This window comes from Erysipelatoclostridium sp. AM42-17, assembly GCF_003480255.1.
Lineage (GTDB): Bacteria > Bacillota_I > Bacilli_A > Erysipelotrichales > Coprobacillaceae > Faecalibacillus.
In genome coordinates, this window is the sequence record NZ_QUIN01000010.1 from 1 (window position 1) to 20829 (window position 20829).

Below are 20829 nucleotides of genomic sequence, written 5' to 3' on the forward strand. Positions count from 1 at the left end.
TAAAAAACCTATATCTTTATGTAAAGGTATAGGTTTGTCAACAATCTGAAAGAGGTACATGATGTACCTCTTAATCATCAAGTATGAGCTTAATGATAAATCTTTTTATTTACTCATTGTATCTTTAATTCGTTGCATTGTCTCATCACTAATAACATGCTCAATGCGACATGCATCGTTAACAGCAGTTTCGTGACTTACACCTAAACTTTCAAAGAAAGCAGATAGAGTGTCATGACGATCATAAATACGAGATGCAACTTCAAGTCCTTTTTGAGTTAAGACAATGTATCCTTTACTATCGACATCAATATATTCATCTTTTTTTAAGATGCTCATGGCTCTTGAGACACTTGGCTTAGAATAGTTAAGTTCTCTTGCTATATCTATTGAACGAACATCTTTATTTCTATTTGCTAGAACGTAAATTGTTTCTAGATACATTTCTCCAGATTCTTGTAAATGCATGTTATCACCTCTTTTTATTATTGTATCATAAATAATTAATAAAAGACAACGGAGATACATTTTTATTGTATAGATAAGTTGAAAAGGTTTTCATTTTGTGTTTGTGTTTCATGTATGAAACAAAGTTAGTTAATGTTAACTTTTTTTATTGACAAAATATATCAAGAGGCATATATTATAGGTGAAGTTAGGAAGGACTAACTAATTTTTTTGGATATCAAGTTAGCCTTTACTAATCAAATTAGCATAGAGTAATCTTTGAGGAGGGAATAAAGATGCCTTTAACAATGTTAAACAATGGAGAAGTTGGAACAATTACGAGAATTGGCGGTAATGAAGAAACAAGAAGATTTTTAAATAATCTTGGTTTCATTGTTGGTGAACAAGTAACGGTTTTATCTACAATTGGTGGAAATGTTATTGTTAATGTCAAAGATTCTCGAATTGCGATTAATGAAGATATGGCAAAACATATCATGATTTAGCAAAGAGTGATAGAAAGGGGAATGGTTTGTGAAACTTAACGAAGTGGAAGTTGGGAGTACAGTCATTGTTACTAAAATCGAAGGTGACGGCGCTTATAAAAGACGTATCATGGATATGGGAATCACAAAGGGAGTTGAACTTTATATTAGAAAAGTAGCTCCATTAGGTGATCCAGTCGAACTTACTGTAAGAGGATATGAACTTACTGTAAGAAAAAATGATGCACAATGCGTTGAAGTGAAAGTAAAGTAATGAGGAGAGGATAGAACGATGAATATTAAATTCGCGCTAGCAGGTAATCCTAACTGCGGGAAAACAACAATGTTTAACGCTTTAACTGGTGCTAATCAATATGTTGGTAACTGGCCAGGGGTTACTGTAGAAAAGAAGGAAGGTAAAATTAAAGGGAATAAGGAAGATAACATTACTGTTGTTGACTTACCAGGTATTTATTCTCTTTCACCTTATACATTAGAAGAAGTTGTCAGTCGTGATTTTCTATTAAATGAAGATCCTGATGTTATCTTAGATATTGTTGATGCAACAAATATTGAAAGAAACTTATATTTAACTACACAATTAATTGAAACAGGAGTTCCTGTTGTTATTGCATTAAATATGGCTGATTTAATTGCTAAAAGAGGATTAAAGATTGATATTAAACGTTTATCTATGGTTCTTGGATGTCCAATTATTGAAACATCAGCATTAAAAGGTAAAGGTTTAAAAGAATTAATTAATGAAGCAGTTAAGGTTGCTAAAAAATCTGAACATGCTTTACCAGGTGCTGTTTTTGATGAAAAAATTGAAGCAGCTATTAATGAAGTAACACCTTTATTATCAAATAGAATTGCTGCTAATAAAAAAAGATGGTATGCAGTTAAAGTATTAGAAAATGACGAAAAAGTAATGAATCAAATTACTTTAGATAGTCAAGCTAATGAAAAAGTAGCAGCATTAAGAACATCATTAGAAAAAGAATTTGATGATGATATGGAAAGTGTTGTTACTGATGGACGTTATACTTACATTCAAAAGCTTATTTCAACAACAGTTGAAAAACCAAAAGAAAAATTAACTTTATCAGATAAAATTGATAAAATTGTTACAAATAGATTTTTAGGAATTCCTATTTTCTTAGTTATTATGTACGTTGTTTATCATATTTCAGTAACAACAGTTGGTACATTTGTTACTGATTGGACAAATGATGTCTTTGTTGTAGCTATTCAAGATGCAGTTGCTGGATTCTTATCATCTATTGGAGCAAGTGGTTTATTATCTGCTGTTATCGTAGATGGTATTATTGGTGGTGTTGGTGCTGTTATTGGATTTGCACCACAAATGGCAATCTTATTCTTATTCTTATCAATCTTAGAAGATTGTGGATATATGGTACGTATTGCATTCGTTATGGATAGAGTATTTAGATATTTTGGATTATCTGGAAAAAGCTTTATTCCATTATTAATTGGTTCTGGTTGTGGGGTTCCTGCTATTATGGCATCAAAAACAATCGAACAAGATAACGATCGTCGTTTAACTATTATGACAGCTACATTTATTCCTTGTGGAGCTAAATTACCTGTTATTGCTTTATTAGGTGGAGTTATGGCTGGTAAAGTTGCTGGATGGAAAGCTGGAGGATTTATTGCTCCTGCTATGTACTTCATGGGAATTGTTGCTGTATTAGTTGCTGCAATTATCTTAAAGAAAACAAAACCATTCTCAGGTAAACCTGCACCATTCGTTATGGAATTACCTCAATATCATATTCCTAGTGTTAAAACAGTATTATTACATGTATGGGAAAGATTAAAAGCATTCTTAATTAAAGCAGGTACAATTTTAGTTGTTGCTTGTATCGTTATTTGGTTCTTATCAACATTTGGATTTGAAAGTGGATCATTTGGTATTGTTAAAGATGCTGGAAACAGTTTAATCGCTGTTATTGGTGGATTTATTGCTCCAATCTTCGCTCCTCTTGGATTTGATAACTGGCAAGCAGTAGCTTCATCATTAACTGGATTCTCAGCAAAAGAAGCTATCGTTTCTACAATGGGTGTTTTAGCAAATGTTGCTGGAGATACTGAAGATGCAATTAATGTTGCTGGTGGTGTTGCTAAATGGTTCCCAACAGCTATGGCTGCATTATCATTCTTAATCTTCAACTTATTAGATTCACCATGTTTAGCAGCTATTTCAACAATGGCTAACGAATTAAATGATAGAAAATGGTTCTGGTTTGCTATCTTATTCCAAAATATATTTGCTTATGCTGTTTCATTAATGGTATATCAAATTGGATCATTAGTATTATACGGAACATTTGGATTCTGGACAGTTGTTGCCTTCGTTGTTCTTGCATTCATGTTGTATATGTTATTTAGACCTGATCCATATAAAGATCAAAAGGTTTACTCAAAGAGATCAGTAGAAGCATAATTCAATCCGGATATTAACCCGGATTTTTAACTAAAGGAGGAGAGTTTATGGTTAATGTCATTATTATATTATTAATCGGTGCCTATTGTGGATGGGTGATTTATACTCATTTCTTTAAAAAGAAAGATAGTCATAGTTGTAATGGAATATGTGCAGGATGTAGTCAATGTTCATCTCCTTTAGAAGATTATTATCGTGATCAAAAGAAGGAGAAACATCATGGGTGATTCGAGTGGATCAATGTTTTATATGTTTTTAGGTGTTATTGTTATTTATGTTATAGGTGTGATTATTTATAGTATTATTGAAAAAATAAGAAAAAAGAATAAATACAAATAACAAAAATAGAATCTGTTGTAACACTTATGTTGATAACCAATTCTATTTAGAATTGGTTTTTATCATTATTGGTTATTAAACCACTAGGAATTATTAAAAAAGTGGTATGATAATAAAAAATAGTCATGATTTTGACAAGATAAAAGGAGTGTATATTATGAAAGATTTATTAAAAAACAAAACATTATTATCATTTGTAGGAGGAGTTGTGGCTACAGTAGCAGGAACTCGCTTTGTTAAAAGTGATTGTGCTAGAAAAATGGCAGTTAAATCAATTGCTTCTGGTATGCAAGTAAAAGATAACGCTATGGCTACATATGATACAATCGTAGAAGATGCTAAAGATATCTACGAAGAAGCTAAAAATAAAAGAGCTGGTGAATAATCTATGCTAAAGTATCAGGTTGTTCATGATATTCCAGGGAGAATGAGAATTCGCTATGGAAGATACTTATTTTCACAAGATAAAGCTTTAGCTTTACGTTTTGCTTTATCTAAATGGGATGGAGTTAATAAAGTTGAAGTCAATGAACGAACTGGAAGTATATTATTTATTTATGATGTTAATCAAAAAGCAGCATTATTAGAAAATATTAAACAATTAGATATTAGAAGTTTTGATATTGAGCCTTATAAAAAAACAATATCTGATTATCATTATTTAGTTGTTCAAAGAAATGTGAATGATCAATACATTCAACAATTTGCTAAAATGCTAGCAACAAGATATGCATCTAAATTATTTTTACCTTTTCCAATTAGAAATGCTTTAACTTTATACCAAGCTATCCAATATCTTAAAGAAGGATTGAATTCTTTAAGACATAAAAGAGTAGATGTTCCTGTTTTAGATGCAACCAGTATTACAGTTTCATTGCTATCTAAACAATGGAATACAGCAAGAAACATTATGTTCTTGTTATCTATCTCTCAATTGTTGGAAGACTACACAAAAAAGAAAACAACATTACAATTAAAAGAAACTTTAGCTGTTAATGTTGATAAAGTTTGGGTCTTACAAGACGATGTAGAAAAACAAATTCCTACGGCTTCTTTACAAAAAGGAGATACTGTCATCGTCCAAATGGGTTCTATGGTTCCGGTAGATGGTGAAGTTGTTTTAGGTGAAGGAATGATCAATGAAGCAAGCTTTACAGGAGAACCATTAAGTAAAATGGTAAAGACTGGAAGTAGTGTTTTTGCTGGAACAGTGGTAGAAGAAGGAAAAATTTACGTTAAAGTTAGAAATTTACAATTTGAAAGTCGTATTAATAAAATTGTTGATTTAATTGATACGAATGAGTCATTAAAAGCAAGTATCCAATCTGATGCAGAGCATTTAGCTGATGCAATTGTGCCTTATAGCTTTATTGGGTTCTTTGGTTTATTGTTACTCACAAGAAATTTATCTCGTGCTACATCTATTTTATTGGTAGATTATTCCTGTGCGATTAAGCTATCTACTTCAATATCAGTGATCAGTGCCATGCAGGAAGCAAGCCGTCATTCTATTATGGTCAAAGGTGGAAAATACATGGAAATGATGGCACAAGCCGATACGATTGTTTTTGATAAAACAGGAACACTTACAAATGCTGAACCATTTGTTAAAAAAGTAACCCCTCTACAAAATTATAGTCGAGAAGAAATTTTAAAAATTGCAGCCTGTTTAGAAGAACATTTTCCTCATAGTGTAGCTAATGCTATTGTTAAACAAGCTGAAAGAGAAAATCTTCATCATGAAGAAGAACATGCTAAGGTAGAATATATTATTGCCCATGGTATTGCAACAATCTATCATGAACAAAGAGCAGTTATTGGTAGTGATCATTTTATTTTTGAAGATGAAGATATTGAAAAGACGCAAGAAATTGAACAATTGATTGATCAACTTCAAAGTGAGGGAGCAAGTTCTCTTATCTATCTTGCTATTGGTGGACAATTAGCGGGTATTATTAGTATTTATGATCCACTTAAAAAAGAAGCAAAACAAACAATACAAGACCTTAGAAAAAGTGGTTTTAGTCATATTGTGATGTTAACTGGTGATTGTGAAAACGCAGCCCGATTTATTGCTGATGAGCTAGATATAGATGAATATTTATCAGGAGTGCTTCCTGAAGATAAAGCTCAATTTGTTAAGAAACTAAAAGAAGAAGGGAGAACGGTAGTTATGGTCGGTGATGGTGTGAATGATACACCAGCATTATCATCAGCCGATGTTTCTATTTCGTTACAAGATAGTTCGGATATTGCAAGAGAACTTGCTGATGTGACGCTTACATCTTCTGATCTTGAACAAATTGTTGTCTTTAAACAAATATCAAAATTATTGATGAATCGTATTCATCGAAACTATACAAAAATAGTAGCGTTAAATAGTAGTTTGATTGTATTAGGGGCAATAGGTTTATTACCGGTGAGTACAACATCCTTTATTCATAATGCTTCGACATTTGTATTTTCGATTGGTTCATCTACATCTTTACTAAAAGATGAAGTATTGTCATGATAGGCAATACTTCTTTTTTTGTAATATTGACAAGAAATCATGTAGAGAGTAAAATAACATTAAGTTAGACGTCGCTAACCTATAATATTCCCTATACTATTTAAATGCTTGAAAAAGCATTTTCTTAAACACCTTCGGTTAGCGATTGATAACTATTGAGGAGGGGTAAGTATGTTTCTTAAGATACAAGACTTGAAAAAGAGTTTTGGACAAGGAGAAAATAGAACAGAAGTATTAAAAGGGATAGACTTTTCAATTGAAAAAGGTAACATTTGTGTATTATTAGGACCATCTGGTTCTGGAAAATCTACGTTACTTAATATTATTGGAGGAATAGATTCTCCTGATAGTGGTGTTGTCAGCATAGATGGTGATGCGATGAGTGATATGAAAGAAAAAGCATTAACATTATATAGAAGACAACATCTAGGATATGTATTTCAATCTTATAATTTAATTCCTAATTTAAATGTTAAAGAAAATATAGAAGTAGGGGCTTATTTAAGTAAAAGTCCTTTGGATATTGATGATTTAATGAAAACTTTGGGAATCTATGAACATCGTTATAAATTACCAAATCAATTATCTGGTGGGCAGCAACAAAGAACGGCAATTGGTAGAGCTATCGTTAAAAATCCTGATATTTTATTATGTGATGAACCAACGGGAGCGTTAGATTATCATACATCTAAAGAAATTTTAAAATTAATAGAAGATGTTAATTCAAAATATGGTAATACGATCATTATTGTTACTCATAATGACGCTATTAAATTAATGGCTGATCAAGTCATTTTATTTAAGGATGGACATATATTAAAAGAATATAAAAATGAAACTAAAGTGCCTGCTGCATCATTAGAATGGTAGGTGAAATCATGAAGAATCCTTTAAATAAAAGAATTTTGAGATTATTAAAAGAAGAATGGGGTAAATATTTAGCTATTTTTCTTTTTATGGTAGTAACCATTGGATTTGTTTCTGGCTTTTTAGTGGCTGATAACAGTATGCTAACAAGTTACAATCAAAGTTTTGAAAAATATAATATTGAAAATGGGCATTTTGAACTCTATCAACAAGCAAATCAACAGTTGCTTAATGAATTAAAAAAAGAAGATGTTAAAATATATCGTCATTATTTTGTAGAAGAAAAAACAAAAGAAGTCAAAAGCACTTTACGTATTTTTAAACAAAATAAAAAAATAAATAAAGTATGTGTTATGTCAGGAAAACTTCCGCAAAATGATCATCAAATCGCTATTGATAGAATGTATGCAACTAATAATCATCTTGAAATAGGTGATAATCTTACATTAAAAAATAAAAAATTTAAGATTACTGGATTAGTTGCTTTATCTGATTATAGTGCTTTATTTTCTAATAATGGAGATATGATGTTTGACGCTGTCAAGTTTGGGGTAGCTATTACCTCAAACAAGGCTTTTGATGATTTTGGTCAAAGTCATTTACATTATAGTTATGCTTGGCGTTATCAAAAGCAGCCTAAAAATGAAACGAAAGAAAAAAACTTATCAGATGACTTTTTAAAAGTATTAAATAGTAAAACAGTGATTAAAGAATATACACCACATTATTTAAATCAAGCCATCAAATTTACTGGTGATGATATGGGTAGTGATAAAGCGATGATTGTTGTTTTACTATACATTTTAATTGTCATTATGGCTTTTGTCTTTGCAGTAACAACAAACAATACTATTGTTAGTGAAGCATCAGTAATTGGAACACTAAGAGCTTCAGGTTATAGTCGTAAAGAATTGTTGAAATTTTATATTTGTTTGCCACTTATTGTAACCGTGATTGCTTGTATTGTTGGAAATATTTTAGGTTATACGTTGTTAAAAGATGTTTGTGCTGGTATGTACTATGGAAGTTACAGTTTACCTACCTTTAAAACTTTATTTAATAGTGAGGCATTTATCCTTACAACGATTATTCCTTTTATTTTGATGTTAGTGATTAATGTCATCATGATCAGTTATAAACTTCAACTTAGTCCATTAAAATTCTTAAGACACGATTTTAAAAGAAAACAAACCACAAAGACATTACCACTTAAAAGATTACGTTTTTTCCATCGCTTTAGATTACGTATTATTTTCCAAAATATACCAAGTTATTTAACTTTATTTGTTGGTATATTCTTTGCTAATGTGTTACTTATGTTTGGTATGATGATGACACCATTACTTAATCACTATCAAAGTGAAGTAGAAGATAATATGATTAGTCGTTATCAATATGTTTTAAAAGCACCAATGCCAACTGATACTCAAGGAGCAGAAGGTTATTATGCAACAACATTAAAGGCAATGCATAGTCAAAGTAATGATGAGATAAGTGTTTATGGTGTTAAAAAGAATAGTGATTATGTTGATATTAAATGGAAAAATAATGGAGTTATGATTAGTGATGGTTACAGTGATAAATATCAATTAAAGACAGGTGATACGATTACTTTAAAACAAAAATATGGAAGTAAAAAGTATAAATTTAAGGTTGCCGGTGTTTACCATTATCCAGCAGCATTATCAATCTGGATGAATGAAAAACAATATCAAGATACTTTTGATGTTTACGCTCCAAATGGTTATTTTTCAAATCATAAGATTAAAGATATTGATGATCGCTGTATCGCTACAACCATTACAAAAGATGATTTAACAAAATTATCAAGGCAATTAGATGTATCTATGGGACAAATGTTCTATTTAGTTGATGCTTTTGCTATTATCTTATTTGCTTTATTAATCTACTTGTTATCTAAGATTATTGTTGAAAAGAATAAAAATGCAATTTCAATGGTTAAAATTCTAGGTTATGAAAATAAAGAGATTAATCGTCTTTATTTAACAGCGACAACATGGGTTGTTGTCATTTCTACCCTTGCTTCATTATATTTGTCAAGAGTAGTGATAGATGCAATCTATCGAGCTATGTTAGCTGATTTTTCAGGCTGGTTAACATTCTATATGCCTTCTACTATTTATATTAAGATGTTTGTGATGACAATGATAACATACTTTGTGGTATCAATTACTCAAATGAGAAGAATTAAGAAGGTCCCTATGGATGAAGCCTTAAAGAATGTAAATGATTAAAAAAATCTGCTTACGTCAATTTTAAGTTTATGATATGATAAGACACGTAAAATTGAATATGAAATAAAATAACGACATTAAATATCGTATAGCTATTGTCTGGTGGCTATTTATTGATATTTGATGTCGTTTTTTTTAAGAACAAGGAGGAGACAGATGATGCCAAAAACAAAATTTCAAAGTTTCATTTTTACTATTTTTATGGTTTTTTTAATGGTGTTTTGTATGACAATTTATACGCTTTCGATTCAATTAGGAACGCTAAATAGCCAAGTCTTTTATATGGCAATAAAAGAGATGTGGCTAGAATATATCGTTGTTTTTTTATTAATCTTTTTTGTTATGACGAATAGATCAATAAAGACTGCAAGAAAGATGACAGATTTCAAAACAATATCACCTATTTTTATGACCTTATTAATACAATGTTTAACTGTATGCCAAATTGTCCCTGTGATAACTTTATTTGCGATATGATACATCATGGTATAGGGGCAGATTGTTTTTTTATATGGCTAAAACTGATGGTTGAATGCTTTCCTATGGCACTATGTTTACAATTATTTTTTGTATGACTTTTTGTAAGGACTGTTTTTAGAAAGATTTTTTAATTAAAAGAGGGGTTACTGTTAACAGTAACCCCTTTACATATGTTATTTCATTATCTTTATTTTTTTAATTGGTAAAAACCATCTAAACTACTATAAACGCTTTGTTTACCTAATTCATCTTCAATTCTAATTAATTGATTGTATTTAGCAATACGGTCTGTTCTAGAAGCAGAACCTGTTTTAATTTGTCCAGCATTTGTAGCAACGGCAATATCAGCAATCGTTGTATCTTCTGTTTCACCAGAACGATGTGAGATGACAGCAGTATAGTTTGCTTTTTGAGCCATTTGAATGGCTTCTAATGTTTCTGTTAATGTACCAATTTGATTAACTTTAATTAAGATAGAATTAGCGACACCACGTTCAATTCCTTTTTGTAGACGTTTTGTATTTGTAACAAAGAAATCATCACCAACTAATTGTACTTTTTTACCTAATTTTTCAGTTAAATAATCCCAACCTTCCCAATCATCTTGATCAAGACCATCTTCAATAGAAATAATTGGATATTTGTCACATAACTCTACATAGAAATCAACTAATTCTTTAGAAGTAAATGATTTATTGTTTTCACCAGGTAAAGTATAAACACCATCTTTATAGAATTCAGAAGAAGCAACATCCATAGCTAATTTAACATCTTCACCAGGTTTATATCCTGCTTTTTCAATCGCTTCTAAAATTGTTTTAATAGCGTCTTCGTTAGAAGCTAAATTTGGAGCAAACCCACCTTCATCACCAACAGCAGTATTTAATCCTTTTGCTTTTAATACGGCTTTTAATGAATGGAAAACTTCTGCTCCCATACGAATAGCTTCTTTAAACGATGGAGCATTAACTGGCATAATCATGAATTCTTGGAAATCAACGTTATTATCAGCATGAGCACCACCATTAATAATATTCATCATTGGTGTAGGAAGAACATGACTGTTTGTTCCACCAATATATTTATATAATGGAATATTTAAACTGTTAGCGGCACATTTAGCAACAGCTAAAGAAACACCTAAAATAGCGTTAGCTCCTAATTTTCCTTTATTTTCAGTTCCATCTAATTCAATCATGGCTTGATCAATAGCACGTTGATCAAAAACATCATATCCTACTAATGCAGGTGCAATGACATCGTTGACATTTTTAACAGCATTTAAAACACCTAAACCTAAATAACGATTTTTATCGTTATCTCTTAATTCTACGGCTTCATGAATTCCTGTTGAAGCACCACTAGGAACACTTGCACGTCCAAAAGCACCATTTTCTAATGTGACTTCAACTTCAACAGTTGGATTACCACGTGAATCTAAAATTTCACGAGCATAAATAGTTTTAATTTTACTCATTGTTTTCTCCTTTTCTTTTTAACAAATAATAAGTTGTTCAATCGTTTTACCTTGACTATATTCATCATTTATTTGTTTAATACACTGATCAAACTGACAAAATAGATGATAACTATCTTGAACATTCTTATATACTTTCCAATATCCACAGTATTGACATTTTTGATGGTGAATAAACCCTAAAACATCACATAATGGATAACCTAGAAAGAGACCAATTTCATGAGGGTACTCCTCATATTGGTTTAAACGGTACTCTAAGTGGTCTAAGGTATGATCAAGATGATCTAAAGGATAATCATACTGGCATAAAAAAGAATGAATTTGTGTGTGATTTAATAAAGAAGATAAATAGTCTTCTTGATATAGATAAATCGTTACTCTTTTTTTACCGGTATAAAATAAACGAATAGATAGATGAAAACGATGAAGTTTCTTATTATATAAATCAACTAATTCTTTGAGATTAGAAAACTTAAAGCAGGGAATATGAAACATATTCGCTACTTTTAAGTTTTGTAAGACACAAGCACAGTGTTTGACTAATAAAGTTTCAAACTCTTTTTGATGAGCTAACATTATTGAATTAATTTTTTAATTTCTTCAATATCGTCATCTGTTCCATCATTTTCTACTTTATATAAACATTCAACATGATATTCATCAGCAATCTTATCACCTGCTTGACAATATGCTTCCCCATATCCAGTATCTCCAGAAACAACAACACCTTTTAAGTGTTCACTATTTCCTTTTAAGAAATCTTCTACTTCCATAGGGACATCTCCATATCCATCAGTATAAGTAAAGATAATATAATCTTCATTGACTGTTTCACTACCATCTTGAATTTGTAAAGCGTCTACGCCTAAACGATCAACAATAGACTCAACGTTTCCAGTTCTTGATGCAAATACGACTTTCATTTTATTCCTCCTTTGGTTAGCAATGTCTAACTTCATATATAAGTTAGCACAAACTAACTTATAAAGTCAAGAATTATAACCAATCCTATTGACAATGAATACATATATGTATATATTTATATATGAAGATATGTTCATATGAGAAAGGGTGATTGAATGGCAGATAGTCAAAATGATTTTCTTGTAGCACATGAAGAACTTGTTAATCGTGTGTTAGAAAAACAACCTGATGACGAATATCTATACGATTTAGCTGAGTTATTTAAAGTATTTGGAGATTCTACACGTATTAAGATTCTTTATGCTTTATTTGAAAGTGAACTTTGTGTTGGGGATATCGCACAAATTCTAGGACTTTCTCAATCAGCAGTTAGTCATCAACTTAGAATCTTAAAAGATTCCAAATTAGTGAAGTTTAGAAGAGATGGAAAGATTATTTTCTATTCATTGGATGATGATCATGTCCGTAATATTATTTCCATGGGAATGGAACATGTTGAAGAATAAGGAGAAAATAAAAATGAAAAAAACATATAAAGTAGAAGTAGATTGTGCAAACTGTGCAGCAAAAATGGAAGAAGCAACAAAAAATACGAAAGGTGTTAAAGATGCTACTTTAAGTTTTATGACTTTAAAATTAAAAGTTGAATTTGAAGATGGTGTCGATGAAAAAGAAGTGATGAAAGAGGTTCTTAAAAACTGTAAAGTAGTTGAAGATGATTGTGAAATTTATTTATAAAGGGTGATTTTTAATGAATAAAAAACAAAAAAAGATATTACAAAGAATTATTATTTCAATTGTAATATTAATTGTAGTGACAATACTTTGCTATACAACAAAATTAAATCAATATGTAGAAATAGCATTGTATTTAGTGGCTTATTTTGTTATTGGGTATGATATTTTAAAGAAAGCCTTCAAGGGAATTTTAAATAAGCAAGTCTTTGATGAAAACTTTTTAATGGCTGTTGCAACAGTCGGAGCGATAGGCTTAGGTGATTTCAAAGAAGGCGTTGCGGTTATGCTTTTCTATCAAATTGGAGAATTATTCCAAAGTGTAGCCGTAGGTAAAAGTAGAAAGAATATTGCAGCATTAATGGATATTAGACCAGACTACGCTAATATGATGGTTGATGGTCAATTAGAAAAAGTAGATCCTGATGATGTTCAAATTGGAAGTGAAATCATTGTTCATCCCGGTGAAAAAGTACCTATTGATGGAATTGTAAAAGAAGGACATGCTTCTTTAAATACCAGTGCTTTAACAGGTGAAAGTGTACCACGTGATGTTAAAGTAGGTGATGAAGTGGTAAGTGGTTGTGTTAATATGACCGGTGTACTTACTATTAAAACAACTAAAGAGTTTGGTGAATCAACAGTATCTAAAATTCTTGATTTAGTTGAAAACTCAAGCATGAAAAAATCAAGATCAGAAAACTTTATTACTAAATTTGCTAAATACTATACCCCAGCTGTATGTTATAGTGCTTTGGCTTTAGCTATCATTCCACCTCTTGTATTACTGGTAATGAGTCAACCACCAAGAGTTCAAGATTGGATTATTCGTGCTTTAACATTCTTGGTTATTAGTTGTCCTTGCGCCCTTGTTATTTCTATTCCATTAAGTTTCTTTGGGGGAATAGGTTGTGCTTCAACAAATGGTATTCTTGTTAAAGGGTCAAATTATCTAGAAGCACTCGCAAGTACAAAATGTATTGTTTTTGATAAAACAGGAACACTTACTAAAGGTGTATTTGAAGTAACTGGAATTTATCCAAGTGCAGGATATGATCAAAATAGTTTATTATATTATGGAGCCTATGTAGAAAGTGGTTCTAATCATCCAATTAGTTTAAGTTTAAAGAAAGCATATGGACAAAAGATTGATAATGATTTAGTAAAAGATATTCAAGAAATTGCTGGTCATGGAGTACAAGCTACAGTTGATGGGCATGTTGTCTTTGGCGGTAACATGAAACTGATGAAACGTGAGAATATAGTAGTTGATCAAGTTCATGATGAAGGAACTGTGGTTTATATTGCTGTAAATCAAAAATATGCCGGATGTATTGTTATTTCTGATGTCATCAAAGAAACAACAAAAGAAGCTATTACAGGATTAAAACATCAAGGTATAAAGACTGTCATGTTGACAGGTGATAGTGAAAATGCAGCTCAACGTGTAGCTAATCAAGTTGGTTTGGATGAATATCATAGTGAATTATTACCTGGAGATAAGGTAGAACAAGTAGAACGATTACTTCAACAAAAAGGTGAAAAAGATAAATTAGCTTTTGTTGGAGATGGTATTAATGATGCACCCGTTTTATCAAGAGCAGACATTGGAATTGCCATGGGAGCCCTTGGTAGTGATGCGGCAATTGAAGCAGCGGATATTGTATTAATGGATGATGATCCAGCTAAAATCTCTCAAGCAATGAAAATATCTAGAAAAACATTAAAGATTGTAAAACAAAATATTGTTTTTGCATTAACTGTCAAAGCAGTATGTTTAGTGTTAGGGGCTTTAGGTATTGCTAATATGTGGATTGCGATATTTGCTGATGTAGGTGTCATGGTACTGGCTGTATTGAATGCCACAAGAGCTTTAAGAATTAAATAATAAATAACGCTTAGAATGATTTCTAAGCGTTATTCTTTTTTAAACCAATAAACAATCCCATTTTCATCATTTTCCCCAGTAAGAGGGTTAATAGCAATTTTGATAATATGTGAATTGGCTTTATACCAGGTTGGCTTCTTTTTGGTTGCGCTATGTTTCATCATATCAATAAAGATATTTTTAACAAGTTGTTTTTCTTGATCGTTAATGATTTTTTGATTATCGTCATAGCCAGACCATCCTGTAATTAAGATATCAGGAGTATAACCTACAATTAAGTTATCATAATCAGTGCTTCCGGTTTTACAGGCAACGGGAAAGTCAAGATGATATTGACCCATAGTGGCATTTAAATAAGTAGAAAACTGATTATTAAAAGTGCCAGTTAAAAGATGAGAGAGTAATAAACAGGTTGTTTGGTCTAGTTTTTGAATAGGTTTTTCTTTATTTTGATAGAGTATATGTCCTTGATGGTCTTTAATACATTTAATTGTATAGATAGGTTTATATTGACCACTATGAGCAATGGTATTATAAGCGTTAGATAAATCATAGATATTCGTTGATAATGTTCCTAGAGCTAAAGAAGCGTTGTTTTTAACAGGAAAATGAAAATCTTTGAGGAATTGATATAAAGTATTGGTTCCTAAAAATAAATGAGTCTTTAAGGCATAAATATTGTCGCTTACAGCAATGGCTTGGGCAAGAGTAATTTCTTTATAGGCATATTTATTATTAAAGTTAGCAGGTGCATAGGTTGTACCATCTTTTAATTTAAATGTTGTCGGTTCACACATAAATTTGGTTGTGGGATTAAACCCATTTTCTAAAGCAAGATAGTAAAGAAAGGGTTTCATGGTACTGCCAATTTGTCTTTTACATTTTAATACGCGATTATATTGGGAAAGATTGTAATCTTTACCACCAACTAATGCTTGGATTTGACTGGTTTTAGGTTGGGTAATAATAAAAGCTGTTTGAATGTTGGAAGTAATGTTTTGATCTTTAATACTTTGATTAAGGGCTTTTTGATAATCAGGATTAAGAGCGGTATAGATATTGAGTCCTTTATTTAAATACTTTTGATGATAGAAGCCAAGACTTTTAAGCTCTTGAATGACAGCATCTTTATAATAATAAGTAGACATATTTTCTTGAATCTGGTGACTTGAAGCAAGAGTAAGTTTACTTCCAGCAACTTGATGACTTTTCTTTTTAGAAATCATTTTTTGTTTAACCATGGCATTGAGTACTAATTTTTGTCTTTGTTTAGCGCTATTTGGATGTAATAAGGGTGAATAGTAACCTGGACCATTAATAACGCCAGCAAGGATGGTTGCTTCATTAAGGTTTAAATCTTTTGCTTTTTTGTTATAAAAATAATGGGCAGCATTTTCAATACCATAGATACCATGACCAAAATAGACATTATTAATATAACCCTCTAATATTTCATCTTTAGAAAGATGAGTTTCTAACTGCATAGTTAAAAAAGCTTCCTTGATCTTTCTTGTCCATGTCTTTTCATTTGTTAAATAGAGTAAACGAGCATACTGCTGAGAAATGGTACTGGCTCCTTGACTCTTTTTTTGATTCATAATGTTTGTTTTGATGGCTCTGGAGATCCCTTTGATATCAAAACCATGATGTTGATAAAATCTTTGATCTTCAATAGCGACAATACTTTTTTTAAAATAGGGGCTGACTTGATCTAATGATACGTATTGCCCACTATAATCATTAATATTTTGATAATAAAGTTTATTATTTTGATCATATAACTTTATATAACGATTCTTATTTAAATCAGGTTCCCCTTTTAAATAGGCAACACTATAAAGAATACCTAATGTCGCTACTATGCCAATACAACAATAAATAACAAATTTTCCTATTTTCCTCATTATGATCACCAATTTCATTCTTACCAATTTATGCTATAATATGCACGGTGATATAATGAAAAAACAAATAACAGTACAATACAAAAGTATTTTTAAGTATGAAGATCATCAAGAAACAATGAAATGTCAAGGAATAGGTGAAATAGAACAAACACCGCAACTGACAGTTATTTCGTTTCAAGATCAAGATCAAATTATACAAATTGAATTACATGAAGAACATGTTATTTTAAAACATGGTATGTCAAAATTAAAGTTAGTTAAAAATAAAAAAGTGATGAATCATTACGCTACAGATTATGGCATGATTGAACTGACATCTTTATTACATATGATTGATACAAAAAATGGTATTAAGATGAAGTATACAAACTATGATCATCAACATGTAATTAATGAAGCTTATGTTTTATTGACTTATAAGGAGTATCATGATGAAACAGAGTATGAAAATGAAACAGTCAAAGAAATTATTAACTAATAGACTTATTGTTTCTGCCTTTTTAATATTATTACAAGTCTGTTGGATTATTTTACTACTTGTATCAATGCGTAGAATATCGAGAATATTGACGTATTTGATGACTTTGCTTAGTTTTATTGCGGTACTTTATATTGTGAATAAAGATGATGAAAATGGCTATAAGATTGTCTGGATTATCTTGATTTTATCTTTTCCCGTATTTGGCGGTTCTTTATATTTATTATTTGGTAATAAAAAACCAGCGAAGAAAATGCGATTAGCGTTTGAAAAACAGTTATCTTATAGTAAACAATTTGTAGACAAAGAGTGTATAGGTGTCATTGAAGATCAAGATGTTAAAGGTCAAATGCGATATCTTGCAAGCCAAACTTTTCCAATGTATCAAAATAATGAAGTGACTTATTTTTCTTTAGGTGACCAAGCTTATCCCCAAATGTTAGAAGAATTAAAAAAAGCAAAACGTTTTATCTTTATGGAATACTTTATCGTTGATGAAGGAAAGATGTTTGATGGTATTTTAGAAATCTTAAAAGAAAAAGTAAAAGAAGGCGTAGAAGTAAGATTTATGTATGATGATGTGGGTTGTATTACGATGTTAGATCGTCATTATTATCAAAAATTAAGACAATATGGTATTAAAAGTGTTGCCTTTAATCCTTTTGTACCGCTTGTTTCTTTAGTAATGAATAATCGAGATCATCGTAAAATTACAGTTATTGATGGGAAAGTAGCTTTTTGTGGTGGTTATAATCTGGCTGATGAATATATTAATGTAAGAGATAAATATGGTCATTGGAAAGATAGTGGGATCATGATTAAAGGAAGTGCAGTTTGGCCATTATGTAAGATGTTTTTAGAAACATGGAATGTGGCTAATCATGGCCAAGAAGACTATACGGTATATAGAGTAGACAATCCGCTTCAATATCATCAAGATGGCTATATTATTCCTTATGGTGATTCACCATTAGATGAAGAACCGGTAGGAGAAATGGTTTATTTGAATATGATTAATCAGGCTCATGATTATCTTTATATTGATAGTCCTTATTTGATCTTAACGAATGCGTTACAAATGGCTTTAATCAATGCGGTAAAAAGAGGAGTCGATGTCCGTATTTGTACCCCAGGAATACCAGATAAAAAGATTGTCTTTAAGATGACAAGATCTTATTATCCAACATTAGTAAAAAATGGTATAAGAATTTATGAATATTCACCAGGATTTAATCACGCTAAAAACTTTGTATGTGATGATAAGGTGGCTACAGTAGGAACAATTAACTTAGATTATCGTAGTTTATATTTGCATTTTGAATGTGGTTTATATTTATATAAAAATCCTGTAATTATGAAAATGAAACAAGATTTTCTAGATTCTATTTCAAAAAGTCATGAAATTACTTTAAAAGAAGTGGAAACGGGGAGATTTAGAGGATTATTTGAAGTGATATTGAGAGTTTTTGCGCCATTAGTTTAAGTTAAAAAAGATTGACTTTATCAAGGGTTAATGGTAACGTAATAACGATTATAGCAAACTAAAGATAGGAGGGACACAATGGCAACAAATAAGATAGAAAATGCATTAAAAGAAGCATTTAAACAAGCAATTATTAAATGTGGTTTTGTTGAAGATTATGATTTATCAAAAATTGTAATTGAAATTCCAAAAGATAAAGCTCATGGTGATTATTCAACAAATATAGCAATGCAACTGACAAAGTTATTAAGAAAAAATCCAAGAGAAATTGCTTCAGCTATTATTGAAGCAGTGGATAAAGAAAGTGCAAACATTGAATCAATTGAAATTGCAGGTCCTGGATTTATTAATATGTTCATGAAAAAAGATGTCATGACAGCCATTATTAAAGAAGTATTAGATCAAAAAGATGATTATGGAAAAACGAATTATGGACAAGGAACAAAATATAATGTGGAATTTGTTTCAGCCAATCCAACTGGTGATTTACATTTAGGTCACGCTAAAGGAGCAGCCGTAGGAGATAGTATTTGTCGTATTATGGATGCAGCAGGATATGATGTAACAAGAGAATATTATATTAATGATGCTGGTAATCAAATTTATAATCTTGCTTTATCATTAAATGCACGTTATCGTGAAGCTTTTGGCTTAGAGTCTAATATGCCAAGTGATGGTTATCATGGTCAAGATATTAAAGATATTGCTTTAAAGATTAAAGAAAAATATGGTGATCAATATCTTCATACAAGTGAAGAAGAAACAATTGCTTTCTTTAGAAAAGAAGGAACTGAATTTGAATTACAAAAGATTAAAGATATTTTAAATGAATTTAGAGTATCTTTTGATGTTTGGTTTTCTGAAACAACTTTATATACTGAAAATAAAGTTGTCCCAACTATTGAAAAATTAAAAGCAGCTGGTTATACATACGAAAGTGAAGGGGCTTTATGGTTTAAATCAACTGAATTTGGTGATGATAAAGACCGTGTATTAATTAAAAGTGATGGAAGTTATACGTATTTAACACCTGATATTGCTTATCATTTAAATAAATTAGATAGAGGATATGAATATTTGGTTGATTTATTAGGAGCTGATCATCATGGATACATTAATCGTATGAAAGCAGCGATTCAAGCTTTAGGATATAATAGTGATCAACTAACAATTGATATTATTCAAATGGTAAGAATGGTTGAAAATGGTGAAGTTGTAAAGATGTCTAAACGTACAGGTAACGCTGTTACAATTAAAGACTTAATTGAAGACATTGGAGTAGATGCTACTCGTTATTTCTTTGTCGCAAAAGCAGCCAATACACCATATGATTTTGATATTGCTTTAGCTAAGTCTAAATCAAATGAAAACCCAGTTTATTATGCACAATATGCTCATGCAAGAATGTGTTCAATTTTAAGACAAGCAAAAGAAAATAACGTTCAAGTGACAGATCATTATGAATTATTAGTTAATGATAAAGAAATTGAACTTGTTAAGCATATTAATGAATTTAGAGATCAAATTATTGATAGTGCTAAATCTCGTAGTCCTCATAAGATTGCTAACTACATTCAAAAACTTGCACAATTATTCCATAGTTTCTATAATGATTGTTATGTTATTGATCAAGAAAACATGGAATTATCATCACAACGTTTATCTTTAGTACAAGCTACAAAAATAACTATGAAAAATGCACTTGAACTTATTGGTGTCAGTGCACCTGAAAAAATGTAAGGAGAAAGAAAATGGAAAAAAATATGTCTATGGTTGATGTTGCTTTTGAATTAATGTCTAAAAAGAAAAAAGCAATGAATTTCTATAAATTATGGCAAGAAGTAAGTGAAGTTAAAGGTTTTAGTGAAGAAGAAGCAGAAGAAAAAGAATCTTTATTTTATACAAATATTACTTTAGATGGTCGTTTCATTACAACTGGTGAAAATAACTGGGATTTAAGATCTCGTCATAAATTCAATGAAGTTCATATTGATATGAATGATATTTATAATGATGAAGAAGAATCTGAAGAAGTTGAAGATGATGACGATAGTACAATCGAAGATGATTACAATAACTAGG

The 20829-nt window shown here is 30.5% G+C and carries 21 protein-coding genes; 16 read left to right on the forward strand and 5 right to left on the reverse strand.

Translation table 11 applies throughout. The annotated features are described in order from the left end of the window. Positions 1 to 105: 105 nt before the first annotated feature. Positions 106 to 468: a metal-dependent transcriptional regulator gene (locus DW911_RS05200; RefSeq protein WP_118432605.1), complete on the reverse strand. Its 363-nt coding sequence runs from the start codon at positions 466 to 468 to the stop codon at positions 106 to 108. Between the two features lie 275 nt (positions 469 to 743). Between DW911_RS05200 and DW911_RS05205 the strand changes: the two genes are divergently transcribed. The 9 genes from DW911_RS05205 to DW911_RS05245 all read left to right on the forward strand — a co-directional run bounded on the left by DW911_RS05205 (position 744) and on the right by DW911_RS05245 (position 9849). Further along, the gene (locus DW911_RS05205) at positions 744 to 953 is read left to right on the forward strand and encodes a FeoA family protein (RefSeq protein WP_118432604.1); all 210 of its coding nucleotides are present in this window, start codon (positions 744 to 746) and stop codon (positions 951 to 953) included. A gap of 28 nt (positions 954 to 981) precedes the next feature. Then, on the forward strand, positions 982 to 1206 hold the full coding sequence (locus DW911_RS05210; RefSeq protein ID WP_118432603.1) for a FeoA family protein: 225 nt from the start codon (positions 982 to 984) through the stop codon (positions 1204 to 1206). Positions 1207 to 1224: 18 nt separating this feature from the next. Then, positions 1225 to 3399, forward strand: a complete 2175-nt coding sequence (gene feoB, locus DW911_RS05215; protein ID WP_118432602.1) for a ferrous iron transport protein B — start codon at positions 1225 to 1227, stop codon at positions 3397 to 3399. A 47-nt stretch (positions 3400 to 3446) separates the two neighbouring features. Continuing rightward, positions 3447 to 3626 (forward strand): FeoB-associated Cys-rich membrane protein, encoded by a 180-nt coding sequence (locus DW911_RS05220; RefSeq protein WP_118432601.1) that lies wholly within the window; start codon positions 3447 to 3449, stop codon positions 3624 to 3626. Positions 3627 to 3895: 269 nt separating this feature from the next. Further along, a complete protein-coding gene (locus DW911_RS05225) occupies positions 3896 to 4123 on the forward strand; it encodes a DUF6110 family protein (RefSeq protein WP_118432600.1) in 228 nt (75 codons plus the stop codon). Positions 4124 to 4126: 3 nt separating this feature from the next. Next, complete coding sequence (locus DW911_RS05230) at positions 4127 to 6250, forward strand: heavy metal translocating P-type ATPase (RefSeq protein ID WP_118432599.1); 2124 nt, start codon at positions 4127 to 4129, stop codon at positions 6248 to 6250. A gap of 171 nt (positions 6251 to 6421) precedes the next feature. Then, positions 6422 to 7120, forward strand: coding sequence for an ABC transporter ATP-binding protein (locus DW911_RS05235; RefSeq protein WP_118432598.1), 699 nt, complete (start codon positions 6422 to 6424; stop codon positions 7118 to 7120). An 8-nt stretch (positions 7121 to 7128) separates the two neighbouring features. Further along, complete coding sequence (locus DW911_RS05240; protein ID WP_118432597.1) at positions 7129 to 9372, forward strand: ABC transporter permease; 2244 nt, start codon at positions 7129 to 7131, stop codon at positions 9370 to 9372. A gap of 156 nt (positions 9373 to 9528) precedes the next feature. Then, the gene (locus tag DW911_RS05245; protein ID WP_118432596.1) at positions 9529 to 9849 is read left to right on the forward strand and encodes a hypothetical protein; all 321 of its coding nucleotides are present in this window, start codon (positions 9529 to 9531) and stop codon (positions 9847 to 9849) included. Positions 9850 to 10039: 190 nt separating this feature from the next. Here the strand turns inward: DW911_RS05245 and eno are convergent, their stop codons facing one another. The 3 genes from eno to nrdI are packed head-to-tail and all read right to left on the reverse strand — an operon-like array spanning position 10040 to position 12255. Beyond that, positions 10040 to 11329 carry a phosphopyruvate hydratase gene (gene eno / locus DW911_RS05250; RefSeq protein ID WP_118432595.1) on the reverse strand — a complete coding sequence of 430 codons (1290 nt, stop codon included), beginning with the start codon at positions 11327 to 11329 and terminating at the stop codon, positions 10040 to 10042. Positions 11330 to 11347: 18 nt separating this feature from the next. Next, positions 11348 to 11908 carry a DUF3793 family protein gene (locus DW911_RS05255; protein WP_118432593.1) on the reverse strand — a complete coding sequence of 187 codons (561 nt, stop codon included), beginning with the start codon at positions 11906 to 11908 and terminating at the stop codon, positions 11348 to 11350. Next, complete coding sequence (gene nrdI / locus DW911_RS05260) at positions 11908 to 12255, reverse strand: class Ib ribonucleoside-diphosphate reductase assembly flavoprotein NrdI (RefSeq protein WP_118432591.1); 348 nt, start codon at positions 12253 to 12255, stop codon at positions 11908 to 11910. The genes DW911_RS05255 and nrdI overlap by 1 nt, the downstream gene beginning before the upstream one ends. Before the next feature lie 156 nt (positions 12256 to 12411). On the opposite strand from nrdI, the gene DW911_RS05265 reads away from it, so the two are divergent. From DW911_RS05265 to DW911_RS05275, 3 genes are read left to right on the forward strand one after another with little or no spacing between them, the layout of a single operon-like run. Continuing rightward, on the forward strand, positions 12412 to 12762 hold the full coding sequence (locus DW911_RS05265; RefSeq protein ID WP_118432589.1) for an ArsR/SmtB family transcription factor: 351 nt from the start codon (positions 12412 to 12414) through the stop codon (positions 12760 to 12762). Positions 12763 to 12775: 13 nt separating this feature from the next. Then, the gene (locus DW911_RS05270) at positions 12776 to 12994 is read left to right on the forward strand and encodes a cation transporter (protein WP_118432587.1); all 219 of its coding nucleotides are present in this window, start codon (positions 12776 to 12778) and stop codon (positions 12992 to 12994) included. A gap of 13 nt (positions 12995 to 13007) precedes the next feature. Further along, entirely contained in the window at positions 13008 to 14879 is a 1872-nt protein-coding gene (locus DW911_RS05275) for a heavy metal translocating P-type ATPase (RefSeq protein ID WP_118607548.1), read from the forward strand. A 29-nt stretch (positions 14880 to 14908) separates the two neighbouring features. Here the strand turns inward: DW911_RS05275 and DW911_RS05280 are convergent, their stop codons facing one another. After that, on the reverse strand, positions 14909 to 16783 hold the full coding sequence (locus DW911_RS05280; RefSeq protein ID WP_118432583.1) for a transglycosylase domain-containing protein: 1875 nt from the start codon (positions 16781 to 16783) through the stop codon (positions 14909 to 14911). Positions 16784 to 16838: 55 nt separating this feature from the next. On the opposite strand from DW911_RS05280, the gene DW911_RS05285 reads away from it, so the two are divergent. The 4 genes from DW911_RS05285 (at position 16839) to rpoE (ending at position 20828) form a co-directional block, all read left to right on the forward strand. After that, a complete protein-coding gene (locus DW911_RS05285; RefSeq protein ID WP_118432582.1) occupies positions 16839 to 17264 on the forward strand; it encodes a DUF1934 domain-containing protein in 426 nt (141 codons plus the stop codon). Next, complete coding sequence (gene cls / locus DW911_RS05290) at positions 17218 to 18747, forward strand: cardiolipin synthase (protein WP_233541843.1); 1530 nt, start codon at positions 17218 to 17220, stop codon at positions 18745 to 18747. The genes DW911_RS05285 and cls overlap by 47 nt, the downstream gene beginning before the upstream one ends. 78 nt (positions 18748 to 18825) lie before the next feature. Next, positions 18826 to 20487, forward strand: coding sequence for an arginine--tRNA ligase (argS, locus tag DW911_RS05295; RefSeq protein WP_118432580.1), 1662 nt, complete (start codon positions 18826 to 18828; stop codon positions 20485 to 20487). A gap of 11 nt (positions 20488 to 20498) precedes the next feature. Beyond that, entirely contained in the window at positions 20499 to 20828 is a 330-nt protein-coding gene (rpoE, locus tag DW911_RS05300) for a DNA-directed RNA polymerase subunit delta (RefSeq protein WP_118432578.1), read from the forward strand. Position 20829 lies beyond the last annotated feature (1 nt).